This window comes from Pseudomonas sp. NPDC090208, assembly GCF_044746785.1.
Classification (GTDB): Bacteria; Pseudomonadota; Gammaproteobacteria; order Pseudomonadales; family Pseudomonadaceae; genus Aquipseudomonas.
This window is the reverse complement of record NZ_JBIVCU010000002.1, coordinates 285,498-310,321: the sequence shown is the minus strand read 5'-3', so window position 1 is coordinate 310,321 and position 24,824 is coordinate 285,498. Positions and strand designations below refer to the sequence as shown.

The following is a 24,824-nucleotide window of genomic DNA, read 5'->3' as shown; positions in this document are numbered from 1 at the left end:
GTTCATCGGATCAATCCGCGACAACCTCACCCCTTACGCCTGAATCACCGTGCACCCCGTCGCCTGCTGGATCTCGTCGAACGTCACCCCGGACGCCAGTTCAACCAGCCTCAGCCCCTGCTCGGTGACATCCAGCACGCCCAGGTCGGTGATGATGCGGTCGACCACGCCAACGCCCGTCAGCGGCAGGTCGCACTGCTCCAGCAGCTTGTGCGTGCCGCCCTTGGCCGTGTGCTCCATCAGCACCACCACGCGCTTGACCCCGGCCACCAGGTCCATCGCGCCGCCCATGCCCTTGACCATCTTGCCGGGGATCATCCAGTTGGCCAGGTCGCCCTTCTGCGACACCTGCATGGCGCCGAGAATCGACAGGTTGATGTGGCCGCCACGAATCATCGCGAACGAGTCGGCGCTGTTGAAAAAGCTGCTGCCAGGCAACGTGGTGATGGTCTGCTTGCCAGCGTTGATCAGGTCCGGGTCGACCTCGTTGTCCAGCGGAAACGGGCCGATGCCGAGCAGTCCGTTCTCGCTCTGCAGCCAGACGTCCATGCCGGCGGGAATGTAGTTGGCGACCAGCGTCGGCAGGCCGATGCCGAGGTTGACGTAGAAACCGTCCTGCAATTCCTGCGCGGCGCGATGGGCCATTTCTTCACGAGTCCAGGCCATGATCAGGCGCTCCTCACGGTACGTTGCTCGATGCGTTTTTCCGGTGCGGCATTGAGCACCAGTCGCTGCACGTAAATGCCGGGCAGATGAATCTGATCGGGCTCAAGCTCGCCGGTCTCGACGATTTCCTCGACCTCCACCACGCAGACCTTGCCGGCCATGGCAGCCAGCGGGTTGAAGTTGCGCGCAGTCTTGTTGAACAGCAGGTTGCCGGATTTGTCGGCCTTCCATGCCTTGACCAGCGCCACGTCAGCCCGCAGAGAACGCTCCATGACGTACCACTCGCCATCGAACTCACGGGTTTCCTTGCCCTCGGCCACCAGCGTGCCGTAGCCGGTGCGGGTGAAAAATGCAGGAATGCCGGCGCCCCCCGCCCGCAGCTTTTCCGCCAGCGTGCCTTGGGGAGTGAATTCCAGCTCCAGTTCGCCCGCCAGATACTGGCGCTCGAACTCCTTGTTCTCGCCGACATAGGACGAAATCATCTTGCGAATCTGCCGAGTCGCCAGCAGTTGGCCCAGGCCGAAACCGTCGACGCCGGCGTTGTTGCTGATCACCGTCAGGTTGCGTTTGCCGGTGTCACGCAGGGCTGCGATCAACGCTTCGGGAATGCCGCACAGACCGAAACCGCCGACCGCCAGGGTCATGCCGTCCTCGATGATCCCGTGCAGGGCCGATTCGGCGGTCGAAAAGAGCTTGTTCAATGGAAAGTCCTCGAAAGTCGCCACCGGTCAGGCAGTACACGGCAGCAGGAATTCGCTCGTCGCCCCTGTTCCGTCAGCACTGACGGACGGCGCGTACCCGGTGCGCCGCTTCGATGCGCAGGCGGCACGAGGAGAGTGTAGAGGACCGGCGACGGTGCGCAGGGATTGGCTGTCGCCTTGCTGAATGCACCGAGGAAATGGGTAAAGGGTGGGTAAACCACCTGTTCAAGCCAATTGAACACAGGTATAGATGCAGGCTAAGCGCCACACCGTTATAGTCGACCGCATCAATGACCCGCGCGCCGTGGCTTGCAGCCAGATGACGGGTCGGGCTGTCAGCCGCCGGAAGCAGGGTTGCGCAAGGCGGGACTGTAACGAAGCATATCCAGAACGGTATCGACCAGACGTTCGGCATCCTCGTGCAGCGAGAAGCTGTCCGGCACCAGTAGCCACTGGCCCAGAATGCCGTGTATGTATGCATGAAGACAGATCGCGGCGCGCTGCGCATCGAGGTCGGCAGGCAACTGCCCCTGACGCGAAGCGTTGCTCAAGGCCAGAGCGATTCGCTCATTGGCATCGAGCCAGACGTCCTGACGCTGGCGTCGCATGTCGCACATTTCATCGGTGAATTCGAATTTATGAAAAAGAATTTCATTGATGCGGCGGGTTTTCGGGTCCATGGCAACTTGTTGAAACAAATGAACCAGAAGCTTTCGCGTCCAGCCCAGCGGGTCGATTTCATCCGCGCTTTCGCTGGCCCGGGCCATCTCTTCCAGCGGCTCGTGCAGGCTGTCCAGCATCGCCTGCACCAGATCGGCCTTGTTGCTGAAGTGCCAGTAGATGGCGCCTCGGGTCACGCCCGCCAGCGCCGCAATGTCGGCCAGCGTCGTGCGCGCCACGCCACGATCGAAAAAAGCCTGCTCGGCGGCTTCCAGAATCTGCCGACGGGTTTCCTGAGCTTCTTCTTTCGTACGTCGTACCATGGCAGTAAAACCTCAATGAAAATGCTTCAGGCTCTGCGCTCCAGCGGCCTGAACAGCATAGCGGGCGGCCCTTGTAATGCCTTGTCCCGGGTCAGCAATCGATGTCAGCGGTGCGTTTGTCTGTCGCAGTCACAGGTGTTTACAAACAAACGTGAACGTAAGTATATTCATTAGCTTGCTACTTATCCAGCCGGAAAACCATTTACACCCTTTCCACTTTTCATGAGCCCAGGCTCCTGACCCGAGGATCTTCATGCAATTCAAGCCAGCTGTTCCCGTTCTGGTCACTGCCGTCGCCCTGGCATCGCTGCTCAGCGGATGCAGTAAAAAGGAAGAAGCGGCATCGGCCCCACCACCTCCTCAGGTCGGCGTCGTGACCATTCAGCCCCAGTCTTACACCCTGGTCTCCGATCTGCCGGGCCGCACCACGGCCTATCGCGTGGCGGAAGTGCGCCCGCAGGTCAACGGCATCATTCTCAAGCGTCTGTACACTGAAGGCACCGACGTCAAAGCCGGCCAGCAGCTGTATCAGATCGACCCTTCGATCTACGAGGCCAACCTCAACAGCGCGAAGGCGACGTTCGAGTCGAGCAACTCACTGGCCAATCGCTACAAGCAGTTGATCAACGAGCAGGCCGTCAGCCGCCAGGAGTACGACACCGCAGTGGGCAACGCCCGTGAGGCCCAGGCTGCCGTACAGACCGCTGAAATCAACCTGCGTTACACCAAGGTGTACGCGCCGATTTCCGGACGCATCGGTCGTTCCGCCGTGACGGAAGGTGCGCTGGTCAGCAATGCTCAGGCCGATGCCATGGCCACCATTCAGCAGCTCGACCCGATCTACGTGGACGTGATCCAGTCGTCGACCGAAATGCTGCGCCTGCGCCGCGAGCTGCAGAGCGGCAAGCTGCAGAAGGCCGGCGACAACGCTGCCAAGGTCAAGCTGACCCTGGAAGACAACAGCCAGTATCCGGTTGAAGGCAAGCTGGAGTTCTCCGAAGTGTCGGTCGATCAGACCACAGGTTCCGTCACCCTGCGTGCCGTGTTCCCCAACCCTGACCACGCGTTGCTGCCGGGCATGTTCGTCCACGCCCGCCTGCAGGCCGGTGTGAACGAGCAGGCGATTCTGGTGCCGCAACAAGGCATCACCCGTGATCTGAAAGGCACCCCGACTGCCCTTGTCGTCAACAAGGAAGACAAGGTCGAGCTGCGCACACTGGTTGCCAACCGCACCAGCGGCGCTGACTGGGTCGTGGAAAAAGGCCTGAACGCCGGTGATCGCGTCATCACCGAGGGCCTGCAGTACGTCAAGCCGGGCGCGCAAGTGAAAGTCGCCGAAGCGACCAACGTCAAACCAGCGGCCGCACCGGCTCCCGTACAAGGGAGTAACTGATCCATGTCGAAGTTTTTCATCGATCGACCGATTTTCGCGTGGGTGATTGCCCTCGTGATCATGCTGGTCGGCACCTTGTCCATCCTCAAGCTGCCGATCAACCAGTACCCTGCCATCGCGCCACCGGCCATCGCGATCCAGGTGACCTACCCGGGTGCGTCCGCGCAGACCGTGCAGGACACCGTGGTTCAGGTGATCGAGCAGCAGATGAACGGTATCGACAACCTGCGCTATATCTCCTCGGAAAGTAACTCTGATGGCAGCATGACCATCACCGTGACCTTCAACCAGGGCACCAACCCGGACATCGCGCAGGTTCAGGTACAGAACAAGCTCAACCTCGCGACCCCGCTGCTGCCGCAAGAAGTGCAACAGCAGGGCCTGCGCGTTACCAAGGCAGTGAAGAACTTCCTGTTGGTGATCGGTCTGGTGTCGGAAGACGGCAGCATGGCCAAGGAAGACTTGTCCAACTACATCGTTTCCAACATCCAGGACCAGATCGCCCGTACCCCGGGCGTGGGTGACTTCCAGGTGTTCGGTGCGCAGTACGCGATGCGTATCTGGCTCGACCCGGACAAGCTGAACAACTTCCAGCTGACCCCGGTCGACGTGAAGAGCGCGATCACCGCGCAGAACGTTCAGGTGTCTTCCGGCCAGATCGGCGGCCTGCCTGCGGTCAAAGGCCAGCAGCTCAACGCCACCATCATCGGCAAGACCCGCCTGCAAACGGCCGAGCAGTTCGGCAACATTCTGCTCAAGGTCAACCAGGACGGTTCTCAGGTTCGTCTGAAAGACGTCGCCAGCATCGGTCTAGGCGGCGAGAACTACAGCGTCGACGCACAGTTCAACGGTAAACCGGCTTCGGGTCTGGCGATCAAGCTGGCCACCGGCGCCAACGCCCTGGACACCGCCAAGGCGATTCGCGACACCATGAGCCGCCTGGAGCCATTCTTCCCGCCGGGAATGAAAGTGGTCTATCCGTACGACACCACCCCGGTGGTGAAGGAATCGATCAACGGCGTCGTACACACCCTGGGTGAAGCGATCGTCCTGGTGTTCCTGGTGATGTACCTGTTCCTGCAGAACTTCCGCGCCACGGTCATCACGACCTTGACGGTGCCGGTGGTATTGCTGGGCACCTTCGGTATCCTCGCGGCGTCCGGTTTCACCATCAACACCCTGACCATGTTCGGTATGGTGCTGGCGATCGGTTTGCTCGTGGACGACGCCATCGTCGTGGTGGAAAACGTCGAGCGGGTGATGGCCGAGGAGCATTTATCGCCTCGGGAAGCCACCCGCAAATCCATGGAACAGATCCAGGGTGCGCTGGTGGGTATCGCCATGGTGCTCTCGGCGGTACTGCTGCCAATGGCATTCTTTGGCGGCTCCACCGGTGTGATCTATCGCCAGTTCTCGATCACCGTGGTTTCCGCCATGGCGCTGTCGGTACTGGTCGCCCTGGTGTTCACACCAGCGCTCTGCGCCACGATGCTCAAGCCGATCGATCCGGAAAAGCACGGCCAGCCGCGCAAAGGCTTCTTCGGCTGGTTCAACCGTACGTTCGACCGCAGCGTGCAGAGCTACGAGCGCGGTGTCGGTAACGTCATTCGCCACAAGTTCCCGGCGTTCCTCGCCTACCTGCTGATCTTCGCCGGCATGATCTGGATGTTCACCCGCATCCCGACCGCGTTCCTGCCAGAAGAAGACCAGGGCGTGATCTTCGCCCAGGTGCAGACACCGCCAGGCTCCACGGCCGAGCGGACCCAGAACACGCTGGACAAGATGCGCGAATTCCTGCTGACCGACCCGGGCGTCGCCTCGGTGTTCACCGTCAACGGCTTCAACTTCGCCGGTCGCGGCCAAAGCTCGGGCCTGGCGTTCGTCATGCTCAAGTCGTGGGAACAGCGCGACTCGTCGAACAGCGTATTCGAAGTCGCCAAGCGCGCTCAGGCGCACTTCTTCGGCTTCCGCGACGCCATGTCGTTCGCCGTGGTGCCGCCTGCGGTACTGGAACTGGGTAACGCCACCGGCTTCGACCTGTACCTGCAGGATCAGGGCGGCGTGGGTCATGAAAAACTCATGCAGGCGCGTAACCAACTGCTGGGCCTGGCCTCGCAGAGCAAGATCCTCGCCGGCGTACGTCCGAACGGTCTGACCGACGAACCGCAATACCAGCTGGTCATCGACGACGAGAAAGCCCGCGCACTGGGCGTGACCCAGACCGACATCAATACCACCCTGTCGGTGGCGATGGGCGGCAACTACGTCAACGACTTCATCGACCGTGGTCGCGTGAAGAAGGTCTACATCATGGGTTCGCCGAAATCGCGGATGAGCCCGGAAGACCTGAAAAAGTGGTACGTGCGCAACGCCAGCGGAACCATGGTGCCGTTCGACGCGTTCGCCGGCGGCGAGTGGGTCTACGGTTCGCCGAAACTGTCGCGTTACAACGGTGTTCCGGCCGAGGAAATTCTCGGTACGCCGGCACCGGGCTACAGTACCGGTGACGCCATGGCCGAGATCGAACGCCTCGCACAACAACTGCCGCAAGGTATTGGTTATTCGTGGACAGGCCTGTCGTTCGAAGAACGTCTGTCGGGCTCCCAGGCACCGGCGTTGTATGCGCTCTCGGTACTGGTCGTGTTCCTCTGCCTCGCAGCGCTGTACGAAAGCTGGTCGATCCCGATCGCGGTCCTGCTGGTCGTGCCGCTGGGTGTGATCGGTGCGCTGATGGCCACCAGCCTGCGCGGTCTGTCGAACGACGTGTTCTTCCAGGTAGGCTTGTTGGTGACGGTGGGTCTGGCGGCGAAAAACGCCATTCTGATCGTCGAGTTCGCCAAGGAACTGCATGAACAGGGCAAATCCCTGGTCGATGCAGCGGTGGAAGCGTGCCGGATGCGTCTGCGTCCGATCGTGATGACGTCGATGGCGTTCATCCTCGGCGTGGTGCCGCTGACCATTTCCAGCGGCGCGGGCTCGGGCAGTCAGCACTCCATCGGTACCGGTGTAATTGGCGGTATGATCACCGCCACGATCCTGGCGATCTTCTGGGTACCGTTGTTCTTTGTTTCGGTATCTGCGCTGTTCAAGAGCAAACAGAAACATATTCCACACGATGAGGCTGGCCAATGAGCAAGTCCCTGATCTCGCTGGCAGTCACCGCGTTCATTCTCGGCGGCTGCTCGTTGATCCCCGATTACAAGCAGCCCGCAGCACCGGTGGCCGCCCAGTATCCGCAAGGTCCGGCGTATTCGCCGGCCGAAGCGGCCAACATGGCAGCCGCCGAACAGGGCTGGCGTCAGTTCTTCCATGACCCGGCGCTGCAGCAACTGATTCAGACCGCCCTGATGAACAACCGCGACCTGCGTGTCGCGGCGCTGAACATCGACGCCTACCGCGCGCAGTACCGCATCCAGCGTGCGGACCTGTACCCGGCCGTGAACGCCGACGCCACCAGTACCCGTCAGCGGGTTCCTGGCGATCTGTCGCAATCCGGGCAGGCCGGCATCACCAGCCAGTACTCGGTCGGTCTGGGCGTCAGCGCCTATGAACTGGACCTGTTCGGCCGGGTGCGCAGCCTCAGCGAACAGGCACTGGAAACCTACTTCGCCAGCGAAGAGGCCCGCCGCAGCACGCAGATCAGCCTGGTGGCCAACGTCGCCAACGCTTACCTGACCTGGCAGGCCGACAAGGAACTGTTGAAGCTGACTCAAGACACCCTCGGTGCCTTTGAAGAAAGCTTCCGTCTGACCTCGCGCAGCAACGAAGTGGGCGTCGCCTCGGCGCTGGATCTGGCCCAGTCGCGCACCTCCGTGGAAAGCGCCCGGGTCAAGCGGGCGCAGTATGAGCGTCTGGTCGCTCAGGACGAGAACAACCTCGTCCTGCTGCTGGGTACCGGCCTGCCGGCCAACCTGCCAGCCGCACAACCATTGAGCGCCGACATGCTCAACGAAATGCCGGCCGGCCTGCCGTCCGAACTGCTGCAACGTCGCCCTGACATCCTCCAGGCCGAACACAGCCTGAAGGCCGCCAACGCCAACATCGGCGCGGCGCGCGCTGCGTTCTTCCCGCGCATAAGCCTGACGGCCAGCGCCGGCACTGCCAGTGGCGATCTGAGTGGCCTGTTCAAGGGCGGTTCGGGCACCTGGCTGTTCACGCCGACCATCAGCCTGCCGATCTTCAACGCCGGCAGCCTGCGCGCCAGCCTCGACTACTCGAAGATCCAGAAGGACATCGGCGTCGCCAACTACGAGAAGGCGATTCAGACGGCGTTCCAGGAAGTCTCCGACGGTCTGGCAGCACGCAAGACCTTCACCGACCAGCTCAAGGCCCAGAACGATTTCGTCACCGCCAACCAGGATTACTACCGCCTGGCCGAGCGTCGCTATCGCATAGGTGTCGACAGCAACCTGACCTTCCTCGACGCCCAGCGTCAGTTGTTCAGCGCGCAACAATCGCTGATCACCGACCGCCTCTCGCAGCTGACCAGCGAGGTCAATCTGTACAAGGCACTCGGTGGCGGCTGGTACGAACAGACTCAGGCCGGCGAGAAAAAACCGACCTCGGGTGACGTGCCGCCGATGCGGATGTTTTGATGACGTCTGAGTGATGAAAAACCCACCTTTTCAGGTGGGTTTTTTTCAATAGCCTCTCCGAGGCAGAAAATAATCTGGTACTTCCTCCGGTTTCTTTCCGGACCCTATCAGATCAAACAACCAATACAGCACCATGCCAACGCCAGCAGGAACCACGCCATCGCGCCAAATTCTATCGGGTCCCTCTACTTCTCCGGTCGCGTGAGTAATACTTTCCGAAATGCCAATGCTGCCGGTGATGAATTGAAAACGTGGAGCGCCTCCGTTCTGCATCTGTTTGACCCATTCATCTCCGCTTGGCGCCCTCAAACCAACGGAAGTCTCCAACTTCTCGGCGGAACTACTCTCGGTGTTCACTACGTGCCGCAGTACTAACGAGCCAACATCATCCCATACGACGCCAGCTGAAATGAAGGCAGCAACTACCGCCTCTTTCAAATATGGATTCTGAATACCTGCGTCCGACGAGACAAACGAGATCAGTCGTTCTAGCCCATATTGACTGGCATTAAAGTTGATACCACTTAACAACCTCGATGCGACACCCTGCGAAGGCGCATTATCGCTCGTTGGCATTGCCGCGTTGAGCGAGTCCCGAACCAGCACGTAGGGTAGCAGCGACGCGATGGAAGCCGCGTGTTGCCGAAATCCGGGGACCATATACAAACTCATCACAGATCCGGTGGATATCAGTGTCATGGCTGCCCTGCTGAACACCGACCAGGAAGCCCCGTCTTCCTTGATCTCATTGGCAACTGCCCAAAGCTGAAGACCTGCCGTAAGCGCCAGAGAAGCTATGGCAACGCTCTGGGCGATTCGTTCTCTGGGATCGACCGTCGCGGCCAACTGCGTGAACATCGATTTGGCCGCAAATTGAACGCACTTCCCAATCATCGTATTAAGAGAGCCACGAAGAGCTATGGGGCCACTTGCCACCGTTGCCTCATACATCTGCACCAACTTACCAAGCAACCAACTGCTGCGTTGCTCGCTGGGGACGCCAGAAGCGTCGACTAGCTGTTTTTTTTCAAAATCATCGATTATTGCCAGAGAGTCATAGAAAGACTGGAGCGTTTTCCCACGTAGAAAATCATCAACCGCCTCACCTACCTCAACAGCCGTCTGGCTGTCCTCCTTCAACGTATCGGTCACATTCAAGAAAGACTGTTCGCACGTTTCAAGTACAAAATCAGGTACTGGAGAAAGAGAAGGACGCGACAACATCCACTGTTCAACATAATCCACTGCAGCCGCAAAAGTATCATTATCCTCCATATCAATCGCAACATGACCTGGCCCCTCGATATCAATAACGGTATAGGCGCCCCTCGAGCCCGCTGAATAAATCTCCCCTAACATGGCGAATTCTCCTCATCCTCCGGTGGCGTCATCGCCACTCTCATGTACTCCTGCACCATGAAGTTCATGCTGAATGCCTTGCCAAACGCATCATTGGCCAAGCCATATGCCTGGGAATCCATTTTTCCTTCCTCCTTGAGTTTTTCCATGATCTTTTTCAGCAGCTCCATCTGCGGTCCTGTGGTTCGGAAAGGCTGTTCACCCTGCGCGTTGACGTATTGCTTGAGGTAATCGTGGGCATTGAAACCGTCCTCCGCGTCCTGCAGCGCTCGACAAAAAGCGTCCAGATCGGCATCGGTCAGGATTGAAGTCTTGGGGTTGAGCTCAAGCCTTTGCCCAAGCGGCACCACATTTTGAGAATCCCTACTCAGCCCTATGAAGCTGTGAGGCGACAGTGGTTCGATCATGGTTTTCAGGCTCCTTGTTGTTGTGGTCCGGGGCGTCGGCGATCAGAGCCCGTAACAAGGTCTCCACGGCCTCATGCGCACAGGCATCCAGACGATGGGGCGCGTCAGGCAAATGCTCGGTACGGGCCAGTAGTGCCGAAGAAAAATGTTCCTGTGTCGCGTCTAGATCGAACTCCAGGACCTGATCAGCGAGGCGCAGCAGGTAGCGCTCCTGAGGGTGGTAGTCGATACGAACGGGCTGCGCCGGCTCTCGGCTACGCAAGTGCAACCGGTCGATCAACGCCCCCTCCTCTGCCCGCAGACGCTCGGGCAGAACGATCTGAAGTGTTACGTCCTGGCTGAGTGAATGTTCCCTGAGCCAGTTGCCCAGCACCTCGTCGATCACCTCGTCACGATGTAAAAGCTCGCCGAGCAGCTGCCGGGCAGCATCAGCGAGGTTCTGTTGCAACTGCTGGCCGAGTTCGCGCCCCTCGATCAGCGTACCGACCAGATCTCTGGCGGCTCGAAGCAGCCCCTGGCCATACCCTTGCTGCAACGCCAGATTGCGCAGCTGTTCGGCTTCCACGGTGGCTTGCCGCACGATCTCGCGAGCCTGGCGCTGGGCGTTTTCCTGCAACTCCCGCCGACGGCGAGCGGCCGCCAGATCCTGCTCGCTAAAGCGAACCGCGTTGTCAGGAGGAAGATCAGTCAGTGTTCGAATGGAATCGAGCATGTTGTATGGCCAGTCGGAATAACGCTGCATCCAGAGATGCGGGAGGCAAATCGTGCTGTCTCGCCACGACCGCTACGGGAAATTGCAATGCAAGCCGCTCGCTCAGTGCTTGCGGAACTTGTTCGCGTGCCCCCAGCAACGCATTCAGCCCCAGTGCCTGTAATTGCTCGGGAAGCGGCAAGCCGTCAAAAGCGCAATGCGCGAGACGCGGAGCAATCCGTAGCGCCGCGAACTGCCTTTGAGCCTTGGGAAGATGTGTCAGCCGTCCTCCCGCCGCCAGATGCGGCCACGCCAGATAAGCGCCGATCAGTGCCGCGGCGTCGGGCAGTAGCCGCCAGTGCTCCACCCACGAGCGAGCGACGGGTGACAAGCGCTGCTCAGAATCCAGAGAGCACAGCTGCTGGCTGAGTAACTGGTTGATGTGCTTGCGCACGACGGAGGTATCCAGTGTCGACGCCAGACTCAACCGTTGCGGATGAACGTAGTCCAGCGGCTCGGCCAAAATCCTGCGCAGCGACTCAGCGCACAGAGACATCGGTGCCTCCCTCCTTGCGTTGATGACGATAGCAAGCAGTCGCAAACAGGCCGAGAACGATCGTCAGGGTGACCAGCACCAGCGGCCACAACCAGCCGGGTGTGTCGCTCTGGACAGAGGAGGAAGGCGCCGCATGTTGAATGGCCGAGCGACGAGACAGAACTACAGAAATGTTCTCGTACTCGATCCCGGCAAAACTGTTCTTCAGAAAGCGCTTGATATCGCTGATCAGCAATTGTGGCTCTACGTCTCCCTCATGCACGATCAGGGCAGACAGGTGAATGGGAGCGATCTTGCGTCCGCCCTCTCCGGCATCGATGTCATAGCTGACATGAACCCGACCGGTGACCACGCCCTGAAGTTGTTTGAGAGACTGCTCAAGACGTTGTTCAAGTGCTGAAAACAGCCTCGCCTTTTCGGCACGCGGCGACGCCACCAGCGAATCGGCAGGAAACATCTGCGCGACCTCGACCCGAGGGCGCGAGGGCAAACCGTAGAGAGCCAGCAAGTCCACTGCGGCAGCGAAATCCACCTGACGGACCGTCACGCTATAGCCAGCCTTGTCGCCCCCTACCTTGCCTGCCGCAATATTGTTGCGCTGCAAAACCGAGAGCACTTCATTGGCCTGATGCTGGTCCAGCCCTTCAAGCAGATCCGGTTGCCGACAACCCGCCAGAAACAGAAACAGCAACCAGAGTGCTGCGACCCTTTTCATGACGAACGCAACAGTGTTTCGACGGTGCTGACGCCCTTGCGCACCAGTGTGTTGACCATCGAGACGTCGATTACATAGTCGTTGGACAGTTGCTGTAACCGCGCGAGTTGTTCCGGGTTACTGAGATCATCGCGCTTCAAGATCGTATTGATCGTCGCGACACTCCGTTCTGCGTCGACTGCAGAGGCTGCAAAACTCTGAAGCAAGCGGCTTTCCAGAGAAACGACAGAGCCTGCGCCGGGCGCTTGCAAGGATGCCACCTGGGCTGCGGATACCTGTGCGGATAACACCGTCGAAATGGTCATGGAGTCTCCAGAACCGGCAGCAGAAATGCCGCCAGTGCTCAAAATGGCAGGAAGGTCAGCGCGCGGATTGAAGAATCGTTGATGCCAGATCCTTGAGCGCCTTGCTTGTCGTGGATTGGGCAGTTCGCGTGACGGTGTAGGCGCCCAGAGCGGCTTGATAGGCAGCCAGCAAACTAGGATTGGAAGGGTCTTCGTTCAGCTTTTTGAGCGTGTCCTCCACTTTCTTGTTGAGCTCAGTCGCTGCGGTTTCAAAGTCCTTGGACTTCGAACTGAGATAGTCCGAGTAGTAATCGCCCTCAACATTGATTGTCGTCATATGTCACCTCCGGTGGATTCAACGAAAGACCAGGATGATGGCGTCGTCTTGACGTAACCATCCGGGCCGTATTGGAACGATTTATCCCTGAGCGGATCCGCTTTGAGCTCAACAGCAAAATGCACGAACCGATTTCCCCACTGCCGATAGAAGTCATGCACATAAGTTCGCGCCGCTTCGATCTGTACGTCCGCCAGATCGCCTTGCAGGGTGAAAGTCACATTATCTGTTGTCGCAAGCTGCCGATAAGGCAGTGCGAGCCGGATCAGACCGTGCTCGGCCTGACGAGAAATCAGATCATCATCGGCAGTCTCTATGGATACCGCAGTTGCGTATGGGGCCGCTTCGATCAGCGCCTCCGTAAGGCGTTTTTCCAATGCAGGTGTCAGCAGGTTCCGCTGAGCGCTCAGCAAAAGTCGTGGCTGCGCCGGCTTGAACAGGTCGATGCGATGCCAGGCCAGAGCGGGCTCAAGCTGCGCGATTCGCTTGCCCAGCCGGATCGCCTCACTGGACCGGGACAACACCGTGGTTTTTTCGGGTTGCGCGCTGCGTTCAATGGCCTGCCGGCTCCAGCCAGCGTCGCGCTCGGAATCGACGAATACGTAAAGTTGCCGATCGCGACCGGAAAAGATCTCAAGGCCGACGCTCGCGCCTTTGATCAACAGGTGAGCCTCACTCACCGGACTGGGACGCGACGCTGTCCAGTCGGTGAAAGCGATCCCTGCGACAGTGACACCGGCCAGCACTCCCCCCCACAGGAGAAGGCGTTTTCGGGAGGAAGTTATTGGCGTCCCTGTGATGACAGCCTGATTCAGAATGCCCGGTTGCCAGGACTGGCTCTCCGGGCGCAGGGCAAACCGCAACCCGCCCACCTGCTCAATGGCCTGAATGGCGCTGTTGCGCTCTTCACCCTTGATACCATCGACCACGCGCAATATCGGCGTGTCGACACGCTCTTCATCGATCAACACCTCGAAATTGCGCCCACCCTCTTCAAGCGCGATGTACAGGGCGTCCGAAGGCACATCCAATGGTCTGGCGCTATCGCAGAAAACGTTCTGAGGGCCGACCAGCAACAGCGTGCGGCGGGTTTTCAGGGTAAATTCCGCGCCCTGTAACGGCCCGTTGAGTATCCTCAATACCCAATGCTGAAGCGATAAGTCCTGCATGCCACGTTCTCCCTCTCGACTTGAGCGTTGTCGGGACTGCCATTCAGTGAGGGGGATGATAGTGAGACCAGTTCCGGTGATCCTGATCGAACATTGCTGTCGATAGCCAGAATTCGATCAGATTCCGGCTTTGCATCGGTTGCTCTCAACTCGCGTAGCAAAGCCTCCAGTACCGGATGGCCGCAGAGCAGACCATTCCGACTGTCGAGAACAGCCATCAATGCAGCGTCGCGTTCGCGACTGACCAGAATGCGCAGGCGCAGGATCAGAGCGGGAAGCAGACTGCTGTTACGCCCAAGGCAGGTATCGACGCAGGCCAACGCTGCATCATGGTCACCACAGGCCCACTGATACCACGCATAGTGATACCAGAGGTCGGTGGGCTCAGCGCATATTCTCGCTCGCCTGAACAAGGCTTCAGCGGCATCGGCGTTACCTTGAAAACTGGTCAGCAACGCCAGCCGTACCAACGCCACCTCATCGTCAGGATCCAGAGCCAGCGCCTTGCCAATCGCAGCCTGAGCCTCTGCAATCGCCTCGCTTTGCGTAGCGCTTCCCGATATGGCCATACCCAGCCAGGTGTCGGCGAGCGCATTCCAGGTCGGCGCATAATCGGTACTCAGCCGCAGACACTGACGAAAGTGTTTCAAGGCTGCGGCCAGGCTGTTCGGTGTGAAGATTTGCAGATCGGTCAAGCCATTGAGATACGCCACGGCCAGCGGATAGGAAGAGCAGCTCTGCGGCTGAGCGCGAACGCCCGGAAGCCGCTGCGCGACCAGTACGGCAAGACGCTGAATGGCATCATCGTGACTGTCGGCCTTCAGTACCTCGGAGTGGATCAGGAGATGATCCACGCGACGTACCAGTTCGACCGACAACTGCAGCATGCCGTTGAACACGGTACAGCGCCCAGCCATCACATAATCCGGTGCCAGCCGCTCGAACACGCCCAGCAGGTCACCTTCATCAAACTGTCCGGCGGTCATACTGGCGGGCAGCAGTCGCAACCCGTGAACAAATGCCCGAGTCAGACGCCGTACGGTGTGCTCATGCAACTCGATGCTCAGCGCAGGGTTATCACCGCGAAATGGCAGGATGGCCAGTGACGGAACGGCCGTCTGCCCGGAAGACGCCAGGCTCACGACAGGTGCGGTGAAGCGATACCCTTTTCCATACACACTGGCGATCAGCGTTTTGTCCGTGCCCAGCACCTTGCGCAGCGAGTAGATGCATCGGGTCAAAGACTCTTCGGCAACCTCACCGTCCAGCCAGACCCCATCAAGCAGTTCATCCTTGGTTACCACATCGCCCTTTGCTTCAAGCAGCAAGGACAGAACCGCGTACTCCTTTGGCGGCAACGGGACACCACGATCCTGACCATCAAACAGCGTGTTTTGCCTGAGCTGCCATTGGCCGAATGCATAGGACCGCGACGACGATCTTTCATCAAGCTGAATCATCATCGGGATGAACTCCGGAAGTAAAAATCAAGTTCAAGCGAAGGAGGCGAAAACTTACCAACTGGAGATCATTATCTATGTAGGAACTTTCCCTAATTCATGGAGGATTCTCCAACCTTCTGTAAGAATCCTTTCCGGAAGCCTTTATTAAAAAATTCATAATTTTGACTTATTAGGAAAATTAACGGCCTTCGCACTCACCGAGAGTGTTTCATCCGATCAGGGCTTGGCTCAGGGCAAGTGAATGCAACTGGCCTACGGTCCGAATGCCCGCCAAATCACCTTCGAAGATATCGATGTTCAATGCCTCGTTAAGCACGAGGGTAATCTCAAGGATTTCCAGCGAGTCAGCACCCAAGTCTTCAACCAGACGCATTTCTGGATGAAGATCGGCAGACTCACGCAGGAAATAATCTGCAATGACGTCCATTGGTGTTCTCATGGGTCATGCCAACGCCTGGGCAAACGACTTCAACATGTCGAAGAGAGAGGACAACGTAGAGCTGATCATCTTCTGCGTATTGTCGTGAATCGAGTTGGCGTTGCTGTATTTTTGAGTGAATTTCTGGAGCGCGGTTTCCATCTCCTGCTGTTGGGCGTTGAATGCTGCCTGCCAGGCCTGAAACTTGGCCGCAGACATTTCCTCCTTGCCAGTCCCCGGCAAGTTGCCTTTCATCGTATTGAGTGGTCCGAGGTCCAATACGACACAGTAGGTACCGTCGTCGCGTTTTTTCAGACAAGACTCCGATAACCCCATGGCCTTCAGCCATTTCTCGGCATCCTCTTTACTGATGCCCTTGTCTTTCGACATGGGGTAGACGATAGCGTCGGGGTTTGGATAGCTGTATTTCTTGATCAGCGCATCGAGCGCCTTGCTCAACTCACTGCAATCCAGCTCGATATTCCCTTTGTCGCCCTTGGATTGTATCCATTTTTCCAGTTTGGCGAGGATCTCCGAATTGAAGTCGGCAAACAGTTTGGAATACTTCTCGACCAGACTGGCGTAGACATCCAGATAGTCATCACGGATGGTGCCGATCAGTTTCTGCAGTTGTTCAAGGATATCCTTGAACGAAGGTGACTCATCTTTCTTCGACGAGTCGTCCTCTGGCAGGTCCGAAAGGCCGTTGACTTCGGGCAGCAGTGACTGTGGCGGGGAGTTCTGGAGCAGACCTTGCCCGTTGCCTGACAGGTTTTCCCGACTGGACTGGAGACTGGCAAGCAAGCCCTCTGCTTCGCCTGCGAACAAATGCGATGCGGCTGCCGTCGAAGTTCGGGACTGATCGGCTGGCTGATGCATCAGGCGTTCCAGCACGACAGCGCGTTTCTGCAGGCGTAGCAACGCGTCAGCCTGCGACGAAATACGCGGCGGAAGGCCGGAGGCTTCATCAGCTGACACTTCCCGCTCCTCATGCAGCTCTGACAACGCAGTGGGGGAAGAAAAAATCGGCAGTCTGTTGATGGTCATATCATTCATTTCTTACCCTCAGACTCTGAAGCTGGACATGGTGCCAATAGCCGCATTGCGGCTTTGGTTGACCTGCTCGAACGTCGCCAGGATCTTGTCGATGAGCCTTCCCGCCTCAGCCATTTGTTGAGCCATCTGTTCACTCGTCCCCCGGTCGCTCGTTTGTTCGGACTGCTTCAGCGTCTCGATCTCGCGCTGAGTGTTTTCTCCCACACGTACTGATGCGGAAAACATGCCGGACACGACCATGGCCAGAGAGCTGACGGCCTGACCCACTCGAAGCTTGCGCTCGCGAGAATGATCATCCTGAACATCTTTTTTGGCCGCTGGATTATCGTGATTCGTCTGCGACGAATGATTGCTTTGCCCTATCGGCTGATCCAGAGAAGCCGACAACTGATCGGCAGGGGACACATCAGGGGCCTGATCCACTCGACTTTCTTTTTTCGGCACGGCCGGCCTCTGGTCGGTCATTGATGTGTCGTTGCGTGACAAGCCCGCATCAGGGGAGATCGCGTCAGGGCTGTCCAGCCTGGGTTTCTGCTGATCCAGCGAGGGTAGGCTTCCAGAACCGGATAGCCCGTTGGCCCCGGAGGTGAGGTTTTTACTGCTGGAAGCAGGCGTGGGTGGTGGCTCAAGTGTTTGTGGAATGGCTCCTGGTTTGCGTGAATGCCCGTCCAACGTCAGTTTCGTACCTGCAACCGTCATGGTGACTGCCGTAACAGCACCAGCAATTGCGCTGGCCATTGCCGCATACCCTGCGGAAGTGATGGCAGCGCCTTGCTCTCTGGCGGCTTTTTCCGCCAGCACGCCAAACAGGCCCCGCAGTTCAGCCGACGCTTGCCGGGAAATATTGAACGCCACAATGGCAGCGACCAATACGCCGGTATGCTTTTCCCAGTTGGCGGGGTCGAATGTCAGCTCGTCAGATGTTTGATGGTGAACAAGATTGGCAACCGACATGATATCGGCGGCATCCTTTTCGTCGATGCCCGAGGTGCTCAATAGTTTTTTCAATGCTTCAAGGTCTTGTTCTGTAATACCTGGTGGAATGACGTGTTGGTCGAGTCCGATTACACCGAGCAGCCCTACAATGGACTGATAGTCCCTGGCGTCATCTTTAGCGCCTTCAAGACTGTCGATTGAAAAACCTTTGAACGGATAAATACTGCTTGAAACTTCCATTGTCATGCCCCTTGAACAACTCACACATTACGAGCAATCGACGTTGCGACACTCATGGAGCGAAGCATTTCTTCAGATAACTGCTCGATCAATTTGAACTTTTTATTGAGCGAATCACCGTAGTTCTCTACTTGATCCATCAGCCAGGAACTCATGCTCTCAACGATACTGGACGCTATGGCAAGGCCGGCATTGTTCTTGGCCGCTTCAGCCTGATGGACACCACTTTTGGCACCCAGCGTCGACAGGACGGTGACCCCGATGCCCTCTGTAACTGCCATGGCCTGCTGCATCCGAGTCCCGTATACAGCCAGAGAAGCCGTATCCGACTTCAAGCCGGCAGCTCCCCTTAACTTGGTGGCCAATTGCGAGAACATGCGACTGGCCGACTGGCTGGTGTTCTTGAGCAGATCGGGAACAATTTTTCCGGTCATGTTTCCAATCATCTCCCCCAGTTTGGGCGCTATGCGGCCGGCAGCCGACTTGCCCACGACTGCTATCACGACAATCGCGGCGACCATCAGCAAGGCGCCAGCCACAGCGCCGATGACGTTGCCGATCATCGCGGCCTTGTCCGCTGAAACACCGATAGACTCAAGCGCCGATGACACGGCCTTGCCGATCGCCGAGACAAGAGGCGACAGGACATGCTCCATCAGGGGCTGCATGGCCTTCTCCATGAACGACACTCCGGTGATCTCCTTGCCGATCATGTCCCCCGCCGTCAATGCGATACCCACGGCAGCAAGCGCAAGACTTGCGCCACCGGTAAACACCGCACCGACGACACTGATCACGGTCAGCACCGCGCCAAGAATCTTGCCGATGCAGCCCATGGCCTTGTTGAGCGCCTCCGCCTTGCGGACCTGCTCTTCGTAGTCCTGAGCGTTCTTCTTCGCAACGGCAGCCTGTGCATCACGTATTTCGACGGCCACCGCTTTTTCCGCCTCCAGACGATTCTCTGCCGTGTCGCCCAGCAACTCCGTGAATTTCGCCATCAGCAAAACCAGACGGCTTGCAGCATCAAGGTTTGTCTCACGTTGCGTATCCAGCACCCTCTGGCCGTTCGGCGCAGCCGCATCGAGCGATTTAAGGAGCTGATCAGCCTTGGCATTCGCCGCCTGGGCAACGGATAACGCGCTCTGATGCACAGACGTCGCCGCCCTCAGCAAACCCTCGGCATCTGTTACGTCCACACGCGCGGCCAGTGCCGCCTTATAATCAGGATCACCGGGTTTGAGCCCGTCAAGGCGTGCCTGCGCGGCCGCCAGCGTCTGTCTTGCATTTAACAGCCGTTGCTGAGCAGCTTCCATCCCGGCTTCGGTATTGACCGCATCGGCAACGGCAGCTTCCAGTTCAGCCAGCGCCGCCTGGTAATCGGCAGACAGCGACTCATTTTGCTTTCGAGCGCTGTCGGACAGCTTCTTGAGCATGTCCAGACGGCTCTCCAGCGTCTTCAGACCAGCATCCCCCAGCGTTTCGACGATCGATGCGATCAACTCGACGAACCGCGCCGCCGCATCTTTCGACTTTCCTTCCGGAGGCTGCCCAGGCGCCATGAGCAACGGGCGATTGCCAGCAATACGCCCTCCCTCGTCAGCATCACTGTCGTGATTGACGTTCAGCAGGGCGTCCAGCGCCTTGCCGGCCTGATCCAGAAAGCGCTGCTCACCTCCTGCCCGGCCTGCAGCATCAATATATTTGAGCGCCGAACCTTCACTTCGACTGACAAACCCCGGAGAGCCTCCGGAAACAATTCCATCCATGCGTCATTCCTCTTCCAGTTCGGCTTGTACCTGCGCCAGAGCAGACAGATAAGTTTGCGCTTGCCGAAGCACGTTATCGTTCGTGGTATTGCTCACCACGCCTTCGAAGCAGGCTTTGGCCTTTCCCGCCTTTCCAAGTGCGAGCTGGCACTGACCGCTATAGAACATGGGCAGGTAATCATTGGTATCTTGCGCAAACGCCACGGCAAACAGATCAATCGCCTTCGGATAATTACGCTTGAGCTGATACACCGCCGCCAACCCCATCCAGTAGTGGGCGTTGTAGAAGTCGTAGATGCAGAGGAAATGAAAGAATTTCTCGGCGTCGTCCAGGCGGCCTTGCTGATAGAACTCATGGGCATACGCGTAAAGCCCATCCATCTGCTCGGTGGAAATGCCTCTCAGATCCTTGAGCGTTGCGCCCTCCAGCACGGCAGCTGCAACCCGTTCGGCAACGCGGTCTTCTTCTGTATGTTGCTTGCGGTTCATGGAAACCTCCGTGGGACCAACATTGCTGGCCTGTGAATTAAGCCAAAGCGAGTAGCGACCAGCCGCCATAAAACGCTCAATACTCAGGCATGGCGTTTCAAGCCTGCTCGACCTGCTCCAACCACACCAACAGACGCAAGACCTGCTCGATCTCTTCGATCTGAACAAAGCTGTAGCGGCTGTGAGTACGGAAGATCCGCCGGGCGAGTGAGATGTCGGTGACGACCGGCACCCCCACCTTGGCGGCATGGGTACGCACGGCCAGCGCACGCTGATTGGTCTCGATCAGAGAAATGAACGGCAGCGGGGTGATTTCCGGCCGGAAGTAGATACCGATGGCGATATGTGTCGGGTTGGCAATGATGACCCGCGATCCGGCTATATCGGATTTGATCTGCTCGGATAACAACTCAAGGTGCAAGTCGCGCCGCCGGCGCTTGATCTCGGGGTTGCCGTCCTGCTCTTTCTGCTCACGCTTGACAGACTGCTTGTCCATCTTCAGATCTTTGATGTAGAGCCAGTATTCCGCCAATGCATCCAGGACGACGATCACGGCGACACAGGCCAGAAAGGTCAGCACCAATGTCAGTAGCAAGCGCCCCCAGACATCAAACAGGCCAGCAGGCTGCATGTGCAGCTGAACGAAGATCAACTGCCGCTCCGTCAGCCAGACAACCCAGCAGGCAATCGCAAAACTGCACAGGTACAGCAGCGCTTTGACGCTGTCCTTCACCGTACGCAGGCTGAACAGCTTCTTGAAACCGTTCACTGGATTGATCGCATCCAGATTAAGTTTGAGCGCCTCGAAGGCCAGCGAAAAGCCGCTTTGCAGCAGGGCCGGAACTGCCGCAGCCAACGTGCATATCAGGATCACCGGCAATACGGTTTTCAAGGCAATCAACAGCAGCCCCACCGCCAACGCGTGAGCATCCAGATCAAACTGGCTGGCAATCACCTGCCTGTACACAACCATCAGCTCAATCAGCGTGACCTGACTCAGCACATACCCGACCCCGCAGATCATCAGGCATGACGTCACCAGATCCTTGGCCTTGAAAACCTGGCCTTTTCTGGCCGAGTCACGTCGCTTTTTCGGTGTCGGCTTTTCAGTTTTCGACGCACTCGACATGTCAGTGATCCATGGACGGCTGCAGCCACTGACCGATATTCGATTGGGCTGCCCCCCCCATACGGACCACCTCGTCAGGCAGGTGGGAGCCGAAATACAGCAACAGCACCAACAGTGCGATAGCACTCTTGATCGTCAGCGACACGGAGAAAGCGTTCATTTGCGGAGCAAAGCGCCCCAACAGACCGAGCAATGCTTCACTCAACAGCAGCGTCACGACCACGGGCGCCGAAATCACCAGCACTTTGCCCAGCAACGGATCAAGCCAGCGCAGTACCGGCTCCAGCGCCAGCTCGCAGCCGGTTTGCGGCGGGCATAACTGGTAGCTCGTCGAAAATGTCTCGACGACAACCTGCATGCCGCCAGCCTCAAGAAAAACCGCTGCGGCAAACCATTGCAGAAAGTTGGAAAGCTCTGAGGTATCGACGCCGTTGGCCGGATCGATGGTGTTACCTAATGTGGCGCCCCGTTGGTTATCGATCAGGCTGCCCAGCCCCTGCATCACCCAGATCGGCCAGCACAGCAGCCCGCCAATGACCAGGCCTATCAACGCCTCCTGAAGGATCAGCCCCAGCATCGCCACGCTGTCGAGGGCTGGCCATGCGGCATCAGAAACCGGCCACAGGGACATCGAGATCAGTATGATCACTGCAACTCTCGTGGGGCCTGTCAGCACACCGTTGTTAAAAAACGGCAGCATGAAAAACACCGGCGCGAGCCGGGCGAAACCAAGAGCTGCCGTCGCCAGCCAGGCATGCAGATCGAAGAACAACAGAAATGGCGCACCGGTCATTTCAACGCCAGCCGCATGACTTCCCGACTGAAGTTCAGCAGCGTGTCACCGTACCAGCCAGACAGGAGAAAAAGGCACACCGCCACCGCCAGCAGCTTGAAGCCAAACGGCAGCGTCTGTTCCTGCAACTGGGTGACAGTCTGAACCAGACCAATCAGCAAGCCGACGACAGTCGCGGCGATGATCGGCCATGCGGCCATCAACAGAATCAGGTACAGCGTCTTGTTTCCGGCAAATACCAGTTCGCTCATGGGAGGGCGCTCATGTCGCCAGCGTCAGGTACTGCTCGATCAGCCCGGTGGACAGCAGCGTCCAGCCATCGAGCGCCACGAACAGCACCAGCTTGATTGGCACGGAGATGATCACCGGGCTCATCATCATCATGCCCAATGCCAGCAGAATGCAGGAAATGACCAGGTCGACAATCACGAACGGCAGGTAGAGGTAGAAGCCGATCTTGAACGCTGCCTTGATTTCACTCAGGGCGTATGCCGGCAACAGGGCAAACAGTGACGGCTCCAGCTCATCATCGACATTGGCCTGTTCGGTTTGCTCGCTGTCGCGTAATTGCGCACGCTGGGCCCGCTCAAAAAAGGCCGCCAGCTCGGGATCGGTGTAAGTACGCAGGTATTGCTTGTAATGCCCCAGGCCGTTTTCGGCGAAATCGACCACATTGTCGACACTGCTGAAGGTAACGTCGTTTTCCTTGTAGTAGTCGTAGCCGGCCTGCATCACCGGCGTCATGACGAACATTGCCAGCATCAGCGCTACCGCGTTCAGTGTCATGTTCGACGGCACCTGCTGCAGACCGAGAGCGTTGCGTACCACCACGAAGACGATGGAAAACTTGATGTAACAAGTCCCGGCGGCAATCAGAAACGGCAGCAGCGAAGCCACCGCCAGCAGACCGATCATGGAGACGTCGTTCATGCTTCGCCCCGGTGCAGCGTATGCAATTCGACGCCTAGACAATCTCCCCATTGAACCAGTTCACCTTCGGCCACCTTTTGCCCGTTGGCCCTGACCTGCACGTGATATGCACTGTTCTGTGCCAATGGCATCACACCGCCATCGATCAGACGGCTCAACTCCAACACGCTGACGGTGCTCTCATGGAGCACGAACTCAAGGTGCATCGGCAAATCCGCAGCGACCGCAGTCAATGCAGGTATTTCGTCCGGCAGGTCTTCCGGTTTGTTGGCCGTGATATTCACAATCAGCCCCTCGTCAGTTGGAGAAAATCTACCGATGACGCGCCGGAACAGCACAACGTCCCAGCGACACTCACAAATTTGCAGAACATCGCCATGAGCCAGACGCGCCGCGCTGTCCTGAGGCAGTTGGCTGTAGCCGATGACCCAGGCCAGAGGCATGGGCAGCGAAAGAACCCACTTCGGGAGTGCCTTGCGCAGTGAGCGATTGCAATCGGAAGGTGGATGCGTCACCCACAATGTGCCCTGTGCCGTTTCAAGCGCGGGTAGAGGCTGATGGAGCGATGCGGCATCGTGGAGAAGCCGGACGTCGGTAACGATCTGGTATTCCAGACATCTGGCTGGCGGGCAGATGGGCTGTTCGGCGGCAGCGAACAACAGACCTATGTCCACTTCCGGGCAGCTTCGAGGCAACAGTTCCTCAAGCCCCGGCAGTGCCTGGGTAAGCCACTGTCGAGAATTCACGACCGCACGCCATTCACCATCATTTTGCACAGCAGTGAACGCCAGGTAACAGGCACCGGCGACCGGTACGGATGACGTGACGGCAAGCCCTTCGTCGATCCAGTGCCGGATCAGCTCGGCACGTCTGCGTTCAAGAGGGTCGATACTGCGCAACAGGGTTCGCAAGCTCATGGCTGGCGCCCCTCGCTGCGCCGTCTAGCCAGGGGATTTTCCGCAGGGTCTTCGTCATGGTCATGGGGGTGTCTGCGACCGCCGCGCTCATCATGAGAATCCGAAGCTGGCCCTTCAGACATCGACCAATGTTCCTGCGGGGTGCTTTCCAGATGACGAGCCAGGTGCGCCGAAATCTCCGGGCGACTGGCACTCAATTGCAAGGGCATGAGTGGTTCACCCGCTTGTCGATTGACGATGACAACCCCAGCAAGCCCTTCCCGGCTGAATGGCAGGTTGAGATAGGGACCGCTTTTGCCTGCGGCCTCAAGCGGCGCCGATGGCACCGCAAGACGAGCTGACACCTGATCGAAAACAGAGGTTTTTTCTGCCGAAGCCGGACCTCGCGCCAGGAAACGTGCCTCCAGCGGCACAGCGCGTTGAGCTACGTTGAGGCCGGCGCCGGGGTCAGGCAAATCTGCTTTCGACGCTGGTAAATTCCGGATCATCTCCGTCACCTGCTCGTCGGTAACAAGTGCTTCCGAGCCGAATGATGCGGCAGAAGGGATAGCGCCGGGCGAGCTTTGCGTCACAGCGACCCTGGCGCCCCCCGTGGACTGTCCAGGCTCTGGATCAGCTTCCATTTCTGCGGCCTTCTCAGCCATCGGCAACGACGCGGCAAACACTGAAAGCCGCGGCTGTTGAGGCATCAGTTGTTGCAGGAGATTGACGACGCCCTGCGGCAAATCATCAAGATCAAAGACGTCCTCAAGGACAGCATGCTCACTGGCTTCGCTGGGTACATCCAGGGAAGCAATCACTGCTGGATCGCTGCGTTGTATCTGCGGCATT

General features: G+C 58.3%; 26 protein-coding genes. 3 read left to right on the top strand and 23 right to left on the bottom strand.

Going from position 1 to position 24,824, the window contains the following annotated elements; all coding sequences use genetic code 11:
• Positions 1-33 precede the first annotated feature (33 nt).
• From ACIPL0_RS04455 to ACIPL0_RS04445, 3 genes are all read right to left on the bottom strand, one after another.
• Positions 34-666, bottom strand: coding sequence for a CoA transferase subunit B (locus tag ACIPL0_RS04455; protein WP_400593131.1), 633 nt, complete (start codon positions 664-666; stop codon positions 34-36).
• Positions 667-668: 2 nt separating this feature from the next.
• Entirely contained in the window at positions 669-1,367 is a 699-nt protein-coding gene (locus ACIPL0_RS04450) for a CoA transferase subunit A (RefSeq protein WP_400593134.1), read from the bottom strand.
• Between the two features lie 335 nt (positions 1,368-1,702).
• A complete protein-coding gene (locus ACIPL0_RS04445; protein ID WP_400593137.1) occupies positions 1,703-2,350 on the bottom strand; it encodes a TetR family transcriptional regulator in 648 nt (215 codons plus the stop codon).
• Positions 2,351-2,603: 253 nt separating this feature from the next.
• Here ACIPL0_RS04445 and ACIPL0_RS04440 point away from each other — a divergent pair, with 253 nt between their 5' ends.
• Genes ACIPL0_RS04440 through ACIPL0_RS04430 form a run of 3 tightly spaced genes read left to right on the top strand, consistent with a single transcriptional unit; the run spans position 2,604 to position 8,338 of the window.
• Positions 2,604-3,743, top strand: coding sequence for an efflux RND transporter periplasmic adaptor subunit (locus ACIPL0_RS04440; protein ID WP_400593140.1), 1,140 nt, complete (start codon positions 2,604-2,606; stop codon positions 3,741-3,743).
• Between the two features lie 3 nt (positions 3,744-3,746).
• The gene (locus ACIPL0_RS04435) at positions 3,747-6,875 is read left to right on the top strand and encodes an efflux RND transporter permease subunit (protein WP_400593143.1); all 3,129 of its coding nucleotides are present in this window, start codon (positions 3,747-3,749) and stop codon (positions 6,873-6,875) included.
• The gene (locus ACIPL0_RS04430; protein WP_400593146.1) at positions 6,872-8,338 is read left to right on the top strand and encodes an AdeC/AdeK/OprM family multidrug efflux complex outer membrane factor; all 1,467 of its coding nucleotides are present in this window, start codon (positions 6,872-6,874) and stop codon (positions 8,336-8,338) included. Before ACIPL0_RS04435 ends, ACIPL0_RS04430 begins: the two co-directional genes overlap by 4 nt.
• A gap of 45 nt (positions 8,339-8,383) precedes the next feature.
• On the opposite strand, the gene ACIPL0_RS04425 is transcribed toward ACIPL0_RS04430, so the two are convergent.
• The 20 genes from ACIPL0_RS04425 to ACIPL0_RS04330 all read right to left on the bottom strand — a co-directional run bounded on the left by ACIPL0_RS04425 (position 8,384) and on the right by ACIPL0_RS04330 (position 24,823).
• A complete protein-coding gene (locus tag ACIPL0_RS04425; RefSeq protein ID WP_400593150.1) occupies positions 8,384-9,697 on the bottom strand; it encodes a hypothetical protein in 1,314 nt (437 codons plus the stop codon).
• Positions 9,691-10,104, bottom strand: a complete 414-nt coding sequence (locus tag ACIPL0_RS04420; protein ID WP_400593153.1) for a hypothetical protein — start codon at positions 10,102-10,104, stop codon at positions 9,691-9,693. The genes ACIPL0_RS04425 and ACIPL0_RS04420 overlap by 7 nt, the downstream gene beginning before the upstream one ends.
• Positions 10,061-10,816, bottom strand: a complete 756-nt coding sequence (locus ACIPL0_RS04415) for an oxygen-regulated invasion protein OrgB (RefSeq protein WP_400593156.1) — start codon at positions 10,814-10,816, stop codon at positions 10,061-10,063. The genes ACIPL0_RS04420 and ACIPL0_RS04415 overlap by 44 nt, the downstream gene beginning before the upstream one ends.
• Positions 10,788-11,351: a hypothetical protein gene (locus tag ACIPL0_RS04410; RefSeq protein ID WP_400593159.1), complete on the bottom strand. Its 564-nt coding sequence runs from the start codon at positions 11,349-11,351 to the stop codon at positions 10,788-10,790. The genes ACIPL0_RS04415 and ACIPL0_RS04410 overlap by 29 nt, the downstream gene beginning before the upstream one ends.
• Complete coding sequence (locus ACIPL0_RS04405) at positions 11,335-12,066, bottom strand: EscJ/YscJ/HrcJ family type III secretion inner membrane ring protein (protein WP_400593162.1); 732 nt, start codon at positions 12,064-12,066, stop codon at positions 11,335-11,337. The genes ACIPL0_RS04410 and ACIPL0_RS04405 overlap by 17 nt, the downstream gene beginning before the upstream one ends.
• Entirely contained in the window at positions 12,063-12,371 is a 309-nt protein-coding gene (gene sctI / locus ACIPL0_RS04400) for a type III secretion system inner rod subunit SctI (protein WP_400593165.1), read from the bottom strand. The genes ACIPL0_RS04405 and sctI overlap by 4 nt, the downstream gene beginning before the upstream one ends.
• A 55-nt stretch (positions 12,372-12,426) precedes the next feature.
• Positions 12,427-12,687 carry a type III secretion system needle filament subunit SctF gene (sctF, locus tag ACIPL0_RS04395; protein WP_400593168.1) on the bottom strand — a complete coding sequence of 87 codons (261 nt, stop codon included), beginning with the start codon at positions 12,685-12,687 and terminating at the stop codon, positions 12,427-12,429.
• Positions 12,684-13,856, bottom strand: a complete 1,173-nt coding sequence (locus ACIPL0_RS04390; RefSeq protein ID WP_400593171.1) for a PrgH/EprH family type III secretion apparatus protein — start codon at positions 13,854-13,856, stop codon at positions 12,684-12,686. The genes sctF and ACIPL0_RS04390 overlap by 4 nt, the downstream gene beginning before the upstream one ends.
• Positions 13,823-15,319 carry a winged helix-turn-helix domain-containing protein gene (locus ACIPL0_RS04385; protein ID WP_400593174.1) on the bottom strand — a complete coding sequence of 499 codons (1,497 nt, stop codon included), beginning with the start codon at positions 15,317-15,319 and terminating at the stop codon, positions 13,823-13,825. Before ACIPL0_RS04385 ends, ACIPL0_RS04390 begins: the two co-directional genes overlap by 34 nt.
• Positions 15,320-15,527: 208 nt before the next feature.
• Positions 15,528-15,746 carry a phosphopantetheine-binding protein gene (locus tag ACIPL0_RS04380; RefSeq protein ID WP_400593177.1) on the bottom strand — a complete coding sequence of 73 codons (219 nt, stop codon included), beginning with the start codon at positions 15,744-15,746 and terminating at the stop codon, positions 15,528-15,530.
• A gap of 15 nt (positions 15,747-15,761) precedes the next feature.
• The gene (locus ACIPL0_RS04375) at positions 15,762-16,784 is read right to left on the bottom strand and encodes an IpaD/SipD/SspD family type III secretion system needle tip protein (RefSeq protein ID WP_400593180.1); all 1,023 of its coding nucleotides are present in this window, start codon (positions 16,782-16,784) and stop codon (positions 15,762-15,764) included.
• Between the two features lie 18 nt (positions 16,785-16,802).
• Positions 16,803-17,969, bottom strand: a complete 1,167-nt coding sequence (locus tag ACIPL0_RS04370) for an IpaC/SipC family type III secretion system effector (RefSeq protein ID WP_400593183.1) — start codon at positions 17,967-17,969, stop codon at positions 16,803-16,805.
• 20 nt (positions 17,970-17,989) lie between these two features.
• On the bottom strand, positions 17,990-19,735 hold the full coding sequence (sctE, locus tag ACIPL0_RS04365) for a type III secretion system translocon subunit SctE (RefSeq protein WP_400593186.1): 1,746 nt from the start codon (positions 19,733-19,735) through the stop codon (positions 17,990-17,992).
• A gap of 3 nt (positions 19,736-19,738) precedes the next feature.
• Positions 19,739-20,224, bottom strand: a complete 486-nt coding sequence (sicA, locus tag ACIPL0_RS04360) for a type III secretion system translocator chaperone SicA (protein ID WP_400593189.1) — start codon at positions 20,222-20,224, stop codon at positions 19,739-19,741.
• 97 nt (positions 20,225-20,321) lie between these two features.
• Positions 20,322-21,353, bottom strand: a complete 1,032-nt coding sequence (locus ACIPL0_RS04355; RefSeq protein WP_400593192.1) for an EscU/YscU/HrcU family type III secretion system export apparatus switch protein — start codon at positions 21,351-21,353, stop codon at positions 20,322-20,324.
• Position 21,354: 1 nt separating this feature from the next.
• Positions 21,355-22,146, bottom strand: a complete 792-nt coding sequence (gene sctT / locus ACIPL0_RS04350; protein ID WP_400593195.1) for a type III secretion system export apparatus subunit SctT — start codon at positions 22,144-22,146, stop codon at positions 21,355-21,357.
• Positions 22,143-22,397 carry an EscS/YscS/HrcS family type III secretion system export apparatus protein gene (locus ACIPL0_RS04345; protein ID WP_400593198.1) on the bottom strand — a complete coding sequence of 85 codons (255 nt, stop codon included), beginning with the start codon at positions 22,395-22,397 and terminating at the stop codon, positions 22,143-22,145. The genes sctT and ACIPL0_RS04345 overlap by 4 nt, the downstream gene beginning before the upstream one ends.
• A gap of 10 nt (positions 22,398-22,407) precedes the next feature.
• The gene (locus ACIPL0_RS04340) at positions 22,408-23,076 is read right to left on the bottom strand and encodes an EscR/YscR/HrcR family type III secretion system export apparatus protein (RefSeq protein ID WP_400593201.1); all 669 of its coding nucleotides are present in this window, start codon (positions 23,074-23,076) and stop codon (positions 22,408-22,410) included.
• A complete protein-coding gene (locus tag ACIPL0_RS04335; protein ID WP_400731305.1) occupies positions 23,073-23,993 on the bottom strand; it encodes a FliM/FliN family flagellar motor switch protein in 921 nt (306 codons plus the stop codon). The genes ACIPL0_RS04340 and ACIPL0_RS04335 overlap by 4 nt, the downstream gene beginning before the upstream one ends.
• Positions 23,990-24,823, bottom strand: coding sequence for a hypothetical protein (locus tag ACIPL0_RS04330; protein ID WP_400731303.1), 834 nt, complete (start codon positions 24,821-24,823; stop codon positions 23,990-23,992). Before ACIPL0_RS04330 ends, ACIPL0_RS04335 begins: the two co-directional genes overlap by 4 nt.
• Between the last annotated feature and the right edge of the window lies 1 nt (position 24,824).